Raw genomic sequence first — 14,393 nt, 5'->3', positions numbered from 1 at the left:
CCGTTTGCTTAAAAATGGATTCTACCATCGCTTTTTCAGAGTTACAGCACTTTTTGCACTCAAAAATGACCTCGATCAGTCTGTTTTTTGTTCAGCCAATCGTTTTCCTCAACATGTAGTAGACCACAACGCCCGCAACCACAAGTCCACCGCCAAAACGACGTAAAATATTATCGGGCAAATTGGTCATCGCAGCGATCATCTTCTTCCATGCCTTCGGGTAAAGCATCGGCCCTAAACCTTCCAGCACCAAAACCAGGGCAAGCGCCAGCCAGATTGTCGAATTCATTCATTATCCTTATAGAAAAAGAAAACCACCGACATCCCTGAGGATGCGGTGGCTTTATTGACCTGTACCGCAGTCGTTATATTAACGCGTTGCGGAAGTCGGCGTCTTCATGTAGCGGAAGAAATCGCTGTCCGGGCTCATGACCATCACGTCCTGATTGCCAGAGAAGCTGTTCTCATAAGCACGCAGGCTACGGATGAATGCGTAGAAGTCCGGATCTTTACTGAATGCATCAGCAAACAGTTTGGCTGCTTCTGCATCGCCTTCACCACGCATGATGCGGCCCTGACGCTCAGCTTCTGCCAGCGTTCTGGTCACTTCATAGTCGGCAGTCGCGCGCAGTTTTTCCGCTTCTTCCTGACCTTGTGAACGGTGACGACGTGCTACCGCTTCACGCTCGGCGCGCATACGGTTGTAGATCGCTTCAGACACTTCGGTCGGCAGGTTGATCTGCTTGATACGCACATCGACAACTTCAATACCCAGCGCCGCCATACTGTTCGGGTTGATGACCGGTACTTTACCCTTCGTCTCAGCCGTTACGCGCTCTGCCGCTTCGGCAATGGCGTTATCTGCAGCCGGAGTAGTAACTTCATCTTCTGTACCCGCAGAACCGGAGTTTAGCGCGTCACGCACTTCCAGGGTCAGACGACCACGAGAATCGGTGACGATGTCTTTCACGTCCAGGCGACCAATTTCAGAACGCAGACGGTCAGAGAACTTACGTTTCAACAGCACTTCCGCTTGCGAAATGTCGCCACCGCCCGTTGCCAGGTAGTAACGGCTGAAATCACTGATGCGCCATTTGATGTAAGAGTCGACGATCAGGTCTTTCTTCTCTTTAGTCACAAAGCGGTCGGCCTGGTTGTCCATGGTCTGAATACGTGCATCAAGCATTTTCACCGTTTCAATGAACGGTATCTTGAAATGCAGACCCGGCTCATAAACCAGAGGTTTGTTGTCATCGTCACGCAGTACCTTACCAAAACGCAGCGTAATACCGCGCTCACCTTCTTTGACGACAAAGACAGACATGTAAAGCACTACCAGCACGATGATGATAATCGCGATAACTGACTTACGCATCGTTATTCCCCCTGACGCTGGTAGTCGTTACGCTGCGCGTTAGCGCGGCGTTGGTCCATAATATCGCCCTGACTGGTGGACGACGTGTTGCTTGCTCCACTGGTTGTGGAGGAAGAGGCTGGCGGCAGACGCAGCAGATTGCTGGCACCGTTATCGCTCTTCGCCGCAGGGGCGTTACCACCTTTCAGCATCTGGTCTAACGGCAGAACCATCAGGTTGCCACCTTTATCGTTAACCAGCACTTTGCGGGTGTTGCCCAACACTTTTTCCATCGTCTCGATATACAGACGCTCGCGGGTAATTTCCGGCGCAGCTTTATATTCCGGCAGAAGTTTAGCAAAGCGTGCCACTTCACCCTGAGCTTCCAGGATAGTCTGAGCCTTGTACGCACGCGCCTCTTCGAGGATACGTTGCGCCTGACCGTTCGCACGCGGCTGAACTTCGTTGGTATACGCTTCTGCTTCACGAATGTATTGCTGTTCGTTTTCACGCGCGGCAATCGCATCGTCAAACGCCGCTTTTACTTCTTCCGGCGGACGAGCTGCCTGGAAGTTGACGTCCAGCAGAGTGATACCCATGTCATACGGACGAATCGTCTCTTCCAGTTCGCGCTGAGTATCGCTACGAATCACGGTACGACCTTCCGTCAGAATGCGGTCCATGGTGTATTTACCGATAACCCCACGCAGGGCGCTGTCGGTAGCCTGACGCAGGCTGTCATCCGGGCTGGTCACGCTATATAGATATTTTTCCGGATTGGTGACGCGGTACTGTACGTTCATCTCAACGCGCACCACGTTTTCGTCCGACGTCAGCATCACACCGGAAGCAGCCAGTTCACGCACGGCTTCCACGTTCACCGGTTTGACTTCGTCGATAAACGTCGGTTTCCAGTTCAGACCCGGCTCAACCAGATGGCTGAATTTACCAAAGCGTGTTACCACGCCGCGTTCGGCTTCTTTAATGGTGTAGAAACCACTGGCCGCCCAAATAATGACAATCGCTGCCGCTGCGATGGTAACGACACGACCGCCAAGCTGCGGGCGCGGGCCTTGCGATGAATTACCACCGCCAGATCCGGTGCCTTTACCGCCGCCCAGACCACCGAGCTTTTTGCTCAGTTTGCGGAAGATATCATCTAAATCAGGTGGCCCTTGATCGCGACCGCCTTTGTTTCCATTTCCCTCAGAGTTGCCGCCAGGTTTGCTGCTTCCCCACGGGTCGCGGTCTTGTCCGTTATTACCGGGCTGATTCCACGCCATGTTTGTGCTCCATATTTGTTATGCGGTGATCCCTGTTGTCTTTCGACGCCAGAGGATATGACTCCACGCTTCAGACGCTACGCCGTTAGATCAAGTAATCGATCAACGCCGGTTCTTGTTTGCAGAGGCGACGCCAGTCAACGATCGGCATACGAACTTGCAGACTTACACTGCCGTCCTCCTCCATCCACTCTTTTTCTATTGCCTGAAGCTGATAAAAACGACTTCTCAGACGCCCTTCCTGCGGCGGCAGACGCAATGTATGCTGCGCCACCTCGCCGGAAAGACGCTCCGTCAAAGCCTGAAAAAGCTGTGGTATCCCCGCTCCGGTCTGCGCAGAAAGCCAGACACGGATCGGTTTGTTCTCTTCGTCCCGATCAATACGCGGTTCAAAATCTTCCAGCATATCGATCTTGTTCATCACCAGCAGGGTTGGGATCTCGTGAGCATCGATCTCTTCAAGAACCGTATTCACCGCTTCGATGTTTTCTTGTACTCGCACATCTGCCGCGTCAATGACGTGCAGCAGCAATGTGGCTTGCCGCGTCTCTTGTAACGTGGCTTTAAATGCCGCCACCAGATCGTGCGGCAGGTGGCGAATAAACCCTACGGTATCTGCCAGCACGGTTTCACCGACATCCGCGACGTCAATACGCCGCAACGTCGGGTCGAGGGTGGCAAACAACTGGTCTGCCGCATAGACCCGCGCTTCGGTGATGCGATTGAAAAGGGTAGATTTACCGGCGTTGGTATATCCCACCAGCGAAACAGTAGGAACGTCGGCTTTGATACGCGATTGCCGCCCCTGCTCACGCTGTTTTTCAACTCTTTCCAGGCGCGACTGTATCTGCACGATGCGATTACGCAACAAACGACGGTCGGTTTCGAGCTGGGTTTCACCCGGACCACGCAAACCGATCCCGCCTTTCTGTCTTTCAAGGTGGGTCCAGCCACGCACCAGGCGCGTAGCCAGATGGCGCAACTGCGCCAGCTCAACCTGCAACTTACCCTCATGGGTACGCGCACGTTGGGCGAAAATATCTAAAATAAGGCCGGTGCGGTCGATAACACGACACTCGCACAAACGCTCCAGGTTACGCTCTTGCGCCGGGCTCAGGGCATGGTCAAAAAGAACGACCGAAGCACCCGTCGCTTTGACAGCTTCCGCAATTTCAACTGCTTTACCTTCACCTACAAAATACTTTGGGTGCGGCGCTTTACGGCTACCGGTAATCACCTGCAATGCTTCGACACCGGCGGAAGAAACCAGAGATTCAAACTCCTGGAGGTCTTCCATATCTTTGTCTTGCGTAAAATAGATGTGTACCAGTACCGCCTGCTCACCAGCATCATAACGGTCAAACAAGCGTATAACCCTCTAAATAGATCAGCGGGGAACGCAGGATCGCTGGCTCCCCGTGTAAAAAAACAGCCCGAAACCTTATTCGGTTTCTTCGCTGTCCTGTTGCGCGGAAGTATTCTGCGCGCTGCTACCATGATGATAGTTACTGCTGGTACCGCCACCGGCGTTGTTACTGTGATGAGAAACCGGGCGAGACGGGACAACAGTAGAAATCGCGTGCTTGTAAACCATCTGGCTGACCGTGTTTTTCAACAGGATCACGAACTGATCAAAAGACTCGATTTGTCCTTGCAGCTTAATACCATTCACCAAATAAATAGAAACTGGAACACGTTCCCGACGCAGTGCGTTCAGGAACGGATCTTGTAAAGATTGCCCCTTAGCCATTCTCTCTTTTCCTTATATGCTTATTTGTACTTTGAACCTTTCGATTCTGAAAAAATTGCGCACGATACGTCTCAATTGTACACATTCAGCCTGCGATAGCACCAACAACCTGTAATACTTCGTCACGTGCCTGTTCTGGTTTTTCACTGTCAAGCCAGTGAACCCCTTCCCAACCACGCAGCCAGGTTATCTGCCGCTTCGCCAACTGTCTCGTGGCGCAAACACCTCGATAAACCATTTCATCGTATGAGATTTCGCCTTCAAGGTAAGACCACATCTGGCGATAACCCACACAACGAATGGAAGGCAAGTCCGTATGCAAATCTCCTCGGGCAAAAAGCGCCCGGACTTCTGCTTCAAAACCTGAAGCCAACATCTGATGAAAACGCTGCTCAATTCGTTGATGGAGCAGTTCACGGCTCGCCGGGGCGATGGCGAACTGATGCACCTGATACGGTAGAGCGTCTCCTGACGTTTGCGTCAGTTCCGTTAAAGTTTTACCCGAAATGAAAAAAACTTCCAGTGCCCGGGAAAGCCTTTGTGGATCATTTGGATGAATCCTTGCTGCCGCAACCGGATCGATCTCCTGAAGTTGACGATGCAATGACTCCCAACCTTGCTCTGCCGCCTGTTGCTCAATTCTGGCCCGCACTTCAGGGTCTGCCGACGGTAGCGGCGACAACCCTTCCAGCAATGCCTTGAAATACAACATCGTACCGCCCACTAATAGTGGGATCCGCCCCGCCGCGGTGATATCGGCCATTTCCGCCAGCGCATCGCGGCGAAAATCAGCGGCCGAATAAGCCTGCGACGGATCGCGAATATCCAGCAATCGGTGCGGCGCGGCGAGTAACTCTTCAGCGTTCGGCTTCGCCGTCCCGATATCCATCCCTTTGTAAATAAGGGCAGAATCAACGCTTATCAACTCTACTGGTAAAATTTTACGCAGCTCAATGGCTAACGCCGTTTTACCGGAGGCCGTCGGCCCCATCAAAAAAATCGCCTTAGGCAGGCTCGCCTTACTGATATCACTCATCTTTCAGGGCTTTTATCGCCGGATGTAAATCAACAGATTGTAACAGACCACCCGGCGGCGTTTTCACAAGTTGCGGACATAACCGTTCCACGTCCGCCAGCAGGGTGATGGCCTGTGCCATTGACCACTGCGCATGTTCGCTCATCAGATTTCGTGCAATCCACTGCGCAATATTGCCAGGTTCGAATACGGACTGCTTCGCCAGGTAGCCTATCAGTTCAGGAATCAAGATTTGTAAATTTTGTTGGCGTAAGGGTAAAGGCACGGCCCTGATGGTCACATACTGTGCATCGGACTGGAAATCAATACCCAATTCCGCCAGGGCAGACTGCGCTTTTTCTAATGCCGATTTTTCTTCGCCAGAAACTTTTAGCCGCAACGGAATAAGCAACGGCTGGGCGCAAACTGGCGTTTCACCCGGCGTCAACTGCGCCTGACGCAGCCAACGTTCTGCCACTGGCAGGGCTAAAAGTGAAATGTTGCCGTCGCGCTCCAGCAACGCACAGTCGGAATGGACGATAGTCAGTACCCGACCAAAACTCTGACTGTTCGCCGCAAGCGCTGGCTCCTGCGGTTCAGGTGCTTTTGGTTTTTGCATCGGCGCAGGCGTTTGCAAAAGCTGGCGATACACTTCACCTTGCTGTTTCTGGTAGCCTGGCTGCGCATTTGGCCAGGGGGCAGCCGGACGACTGCCTGAGGCGGGCGCAGGAGTGTAGCGCGGAGCTACTGGCTCACGAACTGCCGGTTCAGCAAAATGATTGCGCCCCGCCGCCACGCGGTTTTCCGGGATGGCGCGCGGTGCGGGTTGTGGTTCATCGTCCAGCGGTAGCGGCGTTTCCAGTTGCTGTTGTAGCACGCTCAGCACGCCCTGATAGATAAAGTCATGCACCAGACGCGACTGATGGAAACGCACTTCGTGTTTGGCAGGGTGCACGTTGACGTCCACCTGATGTGGGTCGATCTCCAGATACAGCACAAATGCCGGTTGCTGATCGGCCCCCAGTTTGTCTTCACAGGCCTGGCGGATCGCGTGATTGATCAGGCGATCGCGCATCATGCGACCATTCACGTAGCAATACTGAATTTCTGCCAGTGTGGGCGTGGTGTGGTTTGGATCTGCCACCCAACCGCGCAGCGTGAGATCGCCGTGCTGCCATTCAATCGCCAGCGCATGTTCGAGAAAAGCGGTGCCGCAAATCGCGCCTAAACGCCGTTCTTTTTGCCCGCCTTCCGGCACTGCGCGGTACTGGCGAACTATTTTGCCGTTATGCGACAGATTGATAGTGACGTCGAAACGCGCCAGCGCAATGCGGCGGATGATTTCATCAATATGGTTAAATTCGGTTTTCTCGGTACGCAGGAATTTGCGCCGCGCCGGGGTATTGTAGAACAGATCCAGCACTTCCAGCGTCGTTCCCACCGGATGCGCCGCAGGTTTAACCGTCACGTCCATATCGCGCCCTTCGGCATACGCTTGCCATGCCTCCTGCTGTTCTGCGGTGCGTGAAGTGAGCGTCAGGCGGGAAACCGAACTGATACTCGCCAGCGCCTCACCGCGAAAGCCCAGGCTGATAATGGCTTCGAGATCGTCCAGAGAGGCGATTTTACTGGTGGCATGACGAGCCAGCGCCAGCGCCAGCTCATCTTTTTTGATACCGCAGCCGTTATCACGAATGCGGATAAGTTTCGCCCCACCGCGTTCGATATCAATATCAATACGCGTCGCACCCGCATCGAGGCTGTTTTCCACCAGTTCTTTGACTACCGACGCAGGTCGCTCGACCACCTCACCTGCGGCAATCTGGTTCGCCAGTTGTGGCGGTAAGACCTGAATTGGCATCAATCATCCTTAGTTTGGCAGCGTGCGATCTGGCGTCGTCACCGTGCTGGCCGTTTGTGCCGTTGCCCCCTGCGGCGCAGATTGCATCGGATGCGCAAGGAAATAATTGCGCAGGCCTTTGTAAATGGCTTCTGCCAGCTGTTGTTGGTAATCGTCGCTCGCCAGCAAACGTTCTTCGCTGTTATTGCTGATAAAACCGGTTTCGACCAGTACTGATGGGATATCCGGCGAACGCAGAACGCCAAGGCTGGCATGTTCTGGTCGACGTTTATGTATTTCGCCAATGCGTTGCAACTGACTGATCATACTGGTCGCCACATCATACCCTACCCGCTGGGAATGACCGAACTGTAAATCCAGCACCGCCTGGCTTAAATAGGGGTCAGACTGACTGTTCGCCAGCACATCGCCCGCTCCGCCCAGCAGCTCCGACTGTTTCTCATGCTGCTCCAGCCAGCTGGCCATTTCGCTGTTGGCGCGACGGTTAGAGAGCACCCATACGGAAGCGCCAGTCGCACTGCGGTTCGGTGCGGCATCAGCGTGAATCGAGACGAGGAAATTGGCGTTTTGCTTACGTGCCACATCGCTGCGCCCCATTACCGAGATAAAGTAATCCCCGTCACGGGTTAAAACGCCCTTAAACATCGGATCATCATTGAGTAAAGTACGCAATTTACGTGCGATGGCGATGGTGACATTTTTCTCCCGCGTACCACTAGGGCCGATAGCGCCAGGATCCTGACCGCCGTGTCCGGCATCAATAGCGATGATAATTTTATCGCCTGTGTTAGCCGTCGCGCGCGCTGCCGGACGCGTTACCGTATTACTGCTGATAACACCCGTAGTGCGGTTACTTTCCGTTTTAAACGGATTGCGCGCCGGTTCGCTGACGCGCGGTGCGACAACCGCAGGCGTTTCAACGCGCTTCGCAACCACTGGCGGCGGTGGAGGCGGTGGCGGCGCATCAGCGTTAATCGTAAAGACGACAGTGTAATTGCTACCATTCTGCCGCTTCACCGCTTCGGTTTTACCGTTTTCGGTGAGATCGACCACCAGCCGTAGCGTTTGTGCATCTTTAGGCGTTCCAGAGCGAATCGCCTTCACCAGATTATTACCGCTGAACAACAACGGTAGCCCCTGAATCACGCCCGTTTGTTTGATATCGAGCGCCACGGTGCGTTTGTTTTGATGGCTAAACGCGTAATCAGGATCGCCAGTAAAACTCAATGTTATTCGCGCCTGTTGATTACCGTTAGAAACCTGAATATCAGAGAGCGTAGCGGCGCCAGCCTGCGCGCACAGCAGCAGCAACGTCGCTACCAACCAATTTCTGATGCGATACATCATCCCGCCACCTTTCAAAGGTTAACCGGCTAAACGCGCCAGCAACAATTCACCCGCAGAGGAAACCGCGCTCACGCGCGCCTCACGGCCTTGTGCCTGATAATCAATGTGTATTTCGACATCCGGGTCAGGAAGAACACCTGTACCTTGTTGTGGCCACTCCACCAGGCAGATGGCATCGTTGGCAAAATAATCGCGGATCCCCATAAACTCCAGCTCCTCGGGATCGGCAAGGCGGTATAAATCAAAGTGATACACCATTAAGTTTTCGAGCGTATAGGGTTCGACCAGCGTATAAGTGGGGCTTTTGACATTACCCTGATGGCCCAAAGCCTGTAAAAAGCCCCGACTAAAGGTGGTTTTACCTGCGCCTAAATCGCCATACAGATAGATTACGGTTGCGCCATCGCAGGCTTTCGCTACCCGCTCGCCCAGGTCTAATGTTGCCTGCTCATCAGGGAGCGGAATTACTCGATTCATCATGGTTTTTATCAGTCACTTCCGGGTTAACAATACGCTGTAGCGTGGAAAAGAGATCGGTTGCCAGCATCCCGCGCGTTCCAAAACGCGCCGCCAGTACGTCAGCTGCCGTACCGTGTGCGACACAGCCCGCGCACGCTGCATCATACGGCGACAGTTTTTGCCCAAGCAATGCGCCAATAATACCAGAGAGCACATCACCCATCCCGCCGCTCGCCATGCCTGCATTTCCGGCATCAATAATGCCTAAAGCGTCAGGATGCGCGGCCACTACGGTTCCGGCACCTTTCAGCACCGCTACGCCGCCATAACGTTGTACCAGACGTTGGGCGCAATGTAAGCGGTCACTTTCAATTTCTGCTACGGAACAGCCCAACAACCGTGCGGCCTCGCCAGGATGCGGCGTGATCACGCGATTGTGACGCTTATCAGGATTGATTGCCAGCAGGTTCAATGCATCGGCATCCCATAACATCGGTTTGCGAAAATTCTCAACTTTTTGCAGGGCTTTTTTCCCCCACTCTTGCTGGCCCAGACCGGGACCAATCACCACCACATCGGCCCATTCCAGGCTTTCGGTAAGAGAGTCCATAGTCAGTTCATGCACCATCAATTCCGGTCGTGCAGTCAGCAGCGGCGCAATGTTCTCACTGCGGGTCAGTACTCGGACTAAACCAGCACCAGCACGCAGTGCCGCTTCCCCCGTCATACGAATAGCCCCCGCCGTGCCGTGATCGCCACCAACAATCACCAGCCGCCCGTGATCGCCTTTATGCGAAGTCGGGCGACGCGGTTTCAGCCAGTGAGAAAGTTGTTCTGCCGAAAACCGCTGAATTTTCGTCTCCTGACCTGCCAACCAATTGTCCAGCCCCAGCGAGTCAAAATGCAGTTTTCCGGTAACATCCCGTGCTTTCCCGGTGAGCAAGCCAGGTTTCAGCGCAATAAAAGTGATGGTGTGATCGGCGTTGATTACCGCGCCTGGCGTAGCGCCGGTTTCAGCCAGCAGGCCGGAAGGGATATCAACCGCCACAATCGGCGCAGGGTGAGTATTAGCGTGGTCGATTAACTGGCTAATGGATACGCGGGGCGCGTGCTGCAATCCGGTACCGAGCAGCGCATCAACAATCAGATCTACCGACTCAGGCCAGACAATATTCGAAGCATGGATCTCGCCTCCCGCGTTTAACCATGCATCGCGTGCCTGCGCGGCCTCTTCCGGTAACGATTTGTCACTTTCCTGGGCCAGCAGCGTGACCTCAATGCCGACCGCTTTTGCCAGCCGCGCAATCACATAACCATCGCCGCCGTTATTGCCATGACCGCACAGCACCAGCCAGTGGAAGGCATCAGGATAAGCCGAACGACACACCTGAAATGCGGCTTCACCAGCGCGAAGCATCAGTTCATAGAGTGTAAGCCCCAACGAATCTGCCGCCTCGCGTTCGCCGCGGCGGATATCGTCGGCGTGCCAGACGGTGTGTGGTATACTTACGGGGTTTTTCTTCATTGTATGGTCCGTCATGTCAGAGCCCCTCGATCTCAATCAGTTAGCGCAAAAAATTAAACAGTGGGGGCTGGAACTGGGCTTTCAGCAGGTAGGTATTACCGATACCGATCTCAGCGCGTCCGAGCCCAAACTGCAAGCATGGCTGGACAAACAATACCACGGCGAAATGGACTGGATGGCGCGTCACGGTATGCTGCGCGCTCGCCCCCATGAGTTATTGCCTGGTACGCTGCGCGTCATCAGCGTGCGGATGAATTACCTTCCTGCTAACGCCGCATTTGCCAGCACGCTGAAAAACCCCAAACTCGGCTATGTAAGTCGTTATGCGTTGGGCCGTGACTATCACAAACTTCTGCGCAACCGACTCAAAAAGCTGGGCGAGATGATTCAGCAACATTGTGTTTCGCTGAATTTTAGACCGTTTGTCGATTCTGCGCCTATTCTCGAGCGCCCGTTAGCTGAAAAAGCAGGTCTTGGCTGGACAGGTAAGCACTCACTTATCCTCAATCGCGAGGCCGGTTCGTTCTTCTTTTTAGGTGAATTACTGGTCGATATTCCGCTGCCCGTGGATCAACCGGTCGAGGAAGGATGCGGTAAATGCGTGGCCTGTATGACGATTTGCCCGACCGGCGCCATCGTCGAGCCATATACCGTCGATGCTCGCCGCTGTATCTCTTATCTCACCATTGAACTGGAAGGGGCGATCCCGGAAGAGCTGCGTCCATTGATGGGAAACCGTATTTACGGTTGCGATGACTGCCAGCTTATCTGCCCGTGGAATCGCTATTCGCAACTCACTAAAGAAGACGATTTCAGCCCGCGCAAACCACTACACGCACCGGAACTCATTGAGTTATTCGCCTGGAGTGAAGAGAAGTTTTTAAAAGTCACGGAAGGTTCGGCGATTCGCCGTATAGGTCACCTGCGTTGGCTGCGTAATATCGCCGTGGCATTAGGCAATGCCCCCTGGGATAAAACGATTTTGACAGCGCTGGAAAGTCGTAAAGGTGAGCACCCACTTCTTGATGAGCACATAGCGTGGGCGATTGCGCAGCAAATCGAGAGGCGAAATGCGTGCGTCGTAGAGGTACAACTACCGAAAAAACAGCGTCTGGTTCGGGTGATTGAAAAAGGGTTACCGCGTGACGCCTGATTCATCCACAGCTTGTGAATAAAAATAAAAACGCATTGCAATTCAAGGCGAATAAAATCGTCAAGTGATCGACTCGACAAAACGAGATCTTAATTTTCAACCTATATATCAATAAGTTAAAAAAATACTATTCACCGTGCGAAGTTTCTTTGAAATTAAGATTACGACATGAGGCTGTGGATAACTCTGTTTACAAGAGTTTGTCAGAGACAACAAAAACCAGCAATAACGCATCGCGTCGCTGTGGATATTTTATTGAGAGAAGAATTTGGAGCGGGAAACGAGACTCGAACTCGCGACCCCGACCTTGGCAAGGTCGTGCTCTACCAACTGAGCTATTCCCGCTTGGGTGGTCTGTGCTTTGCAGCACTTTCAAATTTTGGAGCGGGAAACGAGACTCGAACTCGCGACCCCGACCTTGGCAAGGTCGTGCTCTACCAACTGAGCTATTCCCGCTTAATCTTCGTCTTTCGAACCGCTACTGCCTTGGCTGCCTTCACTCACCTTAGTCACTTACTTTTGTAAGCTCCCAAGGATTCGTTCAGTTGCCGCCTTGTCACAATTCGAAATACTGCGATTGGGTGGTCTGTGCTTTGCAGCACTTTTCAAATTTTGGAGCGGGAAACGAGACTCGAACTCGCGACCCCGACCTTGGCAAGGTCGTGCTCTACCAACTGAGCTATTCCCGCGTACTGCTTAATTTTGCTTTCGTAATTTTCGCATTTCTGCGTCGTTACGGGAGGCGCATTATACGAGAAATCTTTTCCTCTGCAACCCCCCTAAAAATTTTTTTTTGAGTTTTTATCTCAAGTGCTGAAATTATCAGCAAGACGTTCAATTTAGCGTCAAAATCACGCCGCCGCAAGTGGATTACGGCGCTTACGTGACCAGAACAAATTTTACAGCTTGATAAAATGCTCGCGGTAGTAAGCCAGCTCCGCCACCGACTCACGGATATCATCCATCGCCTGATGCGTCCCCTGCTTGGTAAAACCATCAAGAATTTCCGGCTTCCAGCGGCGCGCCAGCTCTTTCAGTGTGCTGACATCCAGATAACGGTAGTGGAAGTAGGCTTCCAGCTCCGGCATGTATTTAAACAAGAAGCGACGATCCTGGCCGATGCTGTTACCGCAAATCGGCGATTTTCCCGCAGGCACCCACTGTTTTAAAAATTCGAGCGTTGCCAGTTCAGCTTCCCGATCGCCCATCGTGCTCGCTTTCACGCGCTCCACCAGCCCGCTGGCGGTATGAGTACGGACATTCCAGTCATCCATCAGCGCCAGTTGTTCATCGGACTGGTGTACTGCAATGGTCGGCCCTTCTGCCAGAATATTCAGGTTGGCGTCGGTCACCAGCGTGGCAATCTCAATAATGCGATCGCGCTCGGGATCCAGACCGGTCATCTCAAGATCGATCCAAATCAGGTTGTTTTCATTGGCACTCATGCTATTTTCCACCCATTCACAGTGACTATATTGATCCACAATTGCGTGTATCATAGATGTTTTGCCCAACAGGGGCGACCAGGAGTCAGTACGATTGAGTAAAAATAAACTCTCCAAAGGCCAGCAGCGCCGCGTGAACGCCAATCACCAGCGTCGTCTTAAAACGTCTAAGGAGAAGCCCGACTACGACGACAATCTGTTTGGCGAGCCTGATGAAGGTATCGTCATCAGCCGCTTTGGTATGCACGCTGATGTGGAATCTGCCGATGGCGACGTTCACCGCTGCAATATTCGCCGTACCATCCGTTCGCTGGTGACCGGCGATCGCGTAGTCTGGCGTCCGGGTAAACCGGCGGCAGAAGGCGTAAATGTCAAAGGGATCGTGGAAGCGGTGCATGAGCGCACCTCAGTGTTGACGCGCCCGGATTTCTACGACGGTGTGAAACCCATTGCTGCCAACATTGACCAGATTGTCATTGTCTCCGCGATTTTGCCGGAGCTGTCGCTCAATATTATCGACCGTTACCTGGTGGCCTGCGAAACCTTGCAGATTGAGCCGATTATTGTGCTCAACAAGATAGACCTGCTGGACGACGAAGGCATGGAATTCGTCAACGAGCAGATGGATATCTACCGCAATATCGGTTATCGCGTATTGATGGTTTCCAGTCATACTCAGGATGGACTGAAACCGCTGGAAGAGGCGTTGACCGGGAGCATCAGTATTTTTGCCGGGCAGTCTGGCGTCGGCAAATCCAGCCTGCTGAACGCGTTGCTGGGGCTGCAAAAAGAGATCCTGACCAACGACGTCTCGGATAACTCGGGGCTTGGTCAGCACACCACGACTGCCGCGCGGCTGTATCACTTCCCGCACGGCGGTGATGTGATTGATTCCCCAGGTGTGCGTGAGTTTGGTCTCTGGCATCTGGAACCGGAACAAATTACTCGGGGTTTTGTCGAATTCCATGACTACTTAGGTCTGTGTAAATATCGCGATTGCAAACACGATACCGATCCGGGCTGCGCTATCCGGGAAGCGGTTGAGGAAGGGAAAATCGCGGAAACCCGTTTCGAAAACTATCACCGTATTCTGGAAAGCATGGCGCAGGTAAAAACGCGTAAAAACTTTTCTGATACGGATGACTGACAATTAAGCTAACCGTCGTTAGAATCGTCCCCTTTTTTTCAGGATCCGGCATGT

Annotated in this window: 14 protein-coding genes and 3 tRNA genes; 2 read left to right on the top strand and 15 right to left on the bottom strand. The window is 53.1% G+C overall.

The window, feature by feature from the left end:
* Positions 1 to 91 precede the first annotated feature (91 nt).
* From QUF14_RS25240 to nnr, 10 genes are all read right to left on the bottom strand, one after another.
* Complete coding sequence (locus QUF14_RS25240) at positions 92 to 289, bottom strand: DUF2065 domain-containing protein (protein WP_001089292.1); 198 nt, start codon at positions 287 to 289, stop codon at positions 92 to 94.
* A gap of 81 nt (positions 290 to 370) precedes the next feature.
* Positions 371 to 1,375: a protease modulator HflC gene (gene hflC / locus QUF14_RS25235; RefSeq protein ID WP_001232412.1), complete on the bottom strand. Its 1,005-nt coding sequence runs from the start codon at positions 1,373 to 1,375 to the stop codon at positions 371 to 373.
* A gap of 2 nt (positions 1,376 to 1,377) precedes the next feature.
* Entirely contained in the window at positions 1,378 to 2,637 is a 1,260-nt protein-coding gene (gene hflK / locus QUF14_RS25230) for an FtsH protease activity modulator HflK (RefSeq protein WP_000312477.1), read from the bottom strand.
* A gap of 85 nt (positions 2,638 to 2,722) precedes the next feature.
* Positions 2,723 to 4,003: a ribosome rescue GTPase HflX gene (hflX, locus tag QUF14_RS25225; RefSeq protein WP_000460360.1), complete on the bottom strand. Its 1,281-nt coding sequence runs from the start codon at positions 4,001 to 4,003 to the stop codon at positions 2,723 to 2,725.
* A 75-nt stretch (positions 4,004 to 4,078) separates the two neighbouring features.
* The gene (gene hfq / locus QUF14_RS25220) at positions 4,079 to 4,387 is read right to left on the bottom strand and encodes an RNA chaperone Hfq (protein WP_001051883.1); all 309 of its coding nucleotides are present in this window, start codon (positions 4,385 to 4,387) and stop codon (positions 4,079 to 4,081) included.
* 85 nt (positions 4,388 to 4,472) lie between these two features.
* On the bottom strand, positions 4,473 to 5,423 hold the full coding sequence (gene miaA, locus QUF14_RS25215; protein ID WP_001280339.1) for a tRNA (adenosine(37)-N6)-dimethylallyltransferase MiaA: 951 nt from the start codon (positions 5,421 to 5,423) through the stop codon (positions 4,473 to 4,475).
* A complete protein-coding gene (mutL, locus tag QUF14_RS25210; RefSeq protein WP_001355096.1) occupies positions 5,416 to 7,263 on the bottom strand; it encodes a DNA mismatch repair endonuclease MutL in 1,848 nt (615 codons plus the stop codon). Before mutL ends, miaA begins: the two co-directional genes overlap by 8 nt.
* A gap of 9 nt (positions 7,264 to 7,272) precedes the next feature.
* Positions 7,273 to 8,610 (bottom strand): N-acetylmuramoyl-L-alanine amidase AmiB, encoded by a 1,338-nt coding sequence (gene amiB / locus QUF14_RS25205; protein WP_000990285.1) that lies wholly within the window; start codon positions 8,608 to 8,610, stop codon positions 7,273 to 7,275.
* 18 nt (positions 8,611 to 8,628) lie between these two features.
* A complete protein-coding gene (tsaE, locus tag QUF14_RS25200; RefSeq protein WP_000981981.1) occupies positions 8,629 to 9,090 on the bottom strand; it encodes a tRNA (adenosine(37)-N6)-threonylcarbamoyltransferase complex ATPase subunit type 1 TsaE in 462 nt (153 codons plus the stop codon).
* The gene (gene nnr / locus QUF14_RS25195) at positions 9,062 to 10,609 is read right to left on the bottom strand and encodes a bifunctional ADP-dependent NAD(P)H-hydrate dehydratase/NAD(P)H-hydrate epimerase (RefSeq protein ID WP_077630126.1); all 1,548 of its coding nucleotides are present in this window, start codon (positions 10,607 to 10,609) and stop codon (positions 9,062 to 9,064) included. The genes tsaE and nnr overlap by 29 nt, the downstream gene beginning before the upstream one ends.
* On the opposite strand from nnr, the gene queG reads away from it, so the two are divergent.
* Positions 10,608 to 11,747, top strand: a complete 1,140-nt coding sequence (queG, locus tag QUF14_RS25190) for a tRNA epoxyqueuosine(34) reductase QueG (protein ID WP_001294196.1) — start codon at positions 10,608 to 10,610, stop codon at positions 11,745 to 11,747. The two genes, nnr and queG, sit on opposite strands and share 2 nt — an antisense overlap.
* Here queG and QUF14_RS25185 read toward each other — a convergent pair.
* From QUF14_RS25185 to orn, 5 genes are all read right to left on the bottom strand, one after another.
* Positions 11,730 to 11,783, bottom strand: coding sequence for a hypothetical protein (locus QUF14_RS25185; protein WP_010723271.1), 54 nt, complete (start codon positions 11,781 to 11,783; stop codon positions 11,730 to 11,732). The two genes, queG and QUF14_RS25185, sit on opposite strands and share 18 nt — an antisense overlap.
* 233 nt (positions 11,784 to 12,016) lie before the next feature.
* A tRNA-Gly gene (locus QUF14_RS25180) sits at positions 12,017 to 12,092 on the bottom strand.
* Between the two features lie 35 nt (positions 12,093 to 12,127).
* A tRNA-Gly gene (locus QUF14_RS25175) sits at positions 12,128 to 12,203 on the bottom strand.
* Between the two features lie 157 nt (positions 12,204 to 12,360).
* A tRNA-Gly gene (locus QUF14_RS25170) sits at positions 12,361 to 12,436 on the bottom strand.
* Between the two features lie 210 nt (positions 12,437 to 12,646).
* On the bottom strand, positions 12,647 to 13,192 hold the full coding sequence (gene orn / locus QUF14_RS25165; RefSeq protein WP_001295188.1) for an oligoribonuclease: 546 nt from the start codon (positions 13,190 to 13,192) through the stop codon (positions 12,647 to 12,649).
* Positions 13,193 to 13,286: 94 nt separating this feature from the next.
* Here orn and rsgA point away from each other — a divergent pair, with 94 nt between their 5' ends.
* A complete protein-coding gene (gene rsgA, locus QUF14_RS25160; protein WP_100733632.1) occupies positions 13,287 to 14,339 on the top strand; it encodes a small ribosomal subunit biogenesis GTPase RsgA in 1,053 nt (350 codons plus the stop codon).
* The last annotated feature ends 54 nt before the right edge of the window (positions 14,340 to 14,393 follow it).

Source organism: Escherichia sp. HH091_1A (assembly GCF_030295175.1).
Lineage (GTDB): Bacteria > Pseudomonadota > Gammaproteobacteria > Enterobacterales > Enterobacteriaceae > Escherichia > Escherichia coli_F.
The sequence above is the reverse complement of the archived record's forward strand: the minus strand, read 5'-3'. Positions and strand labels throughout refer to the sequence as shown.

Bases quoted from the DNA above. Each gene is read 5' to 3' on its own strand.
- QUF14_RS25240 (WP_001089292.1), bottom strand. From the start codon at position 289: ATGAATTCGACAATCTGGCTGGCGCTTGCCCTGGTTTTGGTGCTGGAA.
- tsaE (WP_000981981.1), bottom strand. From the start codon at position 9,090: ATGATGAATCGAGTAATTCCGCTCCCTGATGAGCAGGCAACATTAGAC.
- hfq (WP_001051883.1), bottom strand. From the start codon at position 4,387: ATGGCTAAGGGGCAATCTTTACAAGATCCGTTCCTGAACGCACTGCGT.
- miaA (WP_001280339.1), bottom strand. From the start codon at position 5,423: ATGAGTGATATCAGTAAGGCGAGCCTGCCTAAGGCGATTTTTTTGATG.
- hflC (WP_001232412.1), bottom strand. From the start codon at position 1,375: ATGCGTAAGTCAGTTATCGCGATTATCATCATCGTGCTGGTAGTGCTT.
- amiB (WP_000990285.1), bottom strand. From the start codon at position 8,610: ATGATGTATCGCATCAGAAATTGGTTGGTAGCGACGTTGCTGCTGCTG.
- orn (WP_001295188.1), bottom strand. From the start codon at position 13,192: ATGAGTGCCAATGAAAACAACCTGATTTGGATCGATCTTGAGATGACC.
- queG (WP_001294196.1), top strand. From the start codon at position 10,608: ATGTCAGAGCCCCTCGATCTCAATCAGTTAGCGCAAAAAATTAAACAG.
- mutL (WP_001355096.1), bottom strand. From the start codon at position 7,263: ATGCCAATTCAGGTCTTACCGCCACAACTGGCGAACCAGATTGCCGCA.
- hflK (WP_000312477.1), bottom strand. From the start codon at position 2,637: ATGGCGTGGAATCAGCCCGGTAATAACGGACAAGACCGCGACCCGTGG.
- nnr (WP_077630126.1), bottom strand. From the start codon at position 10,609: ATGACGGACCATACAATGAAGAAAAACCCCGTAAGTATACCACACACC.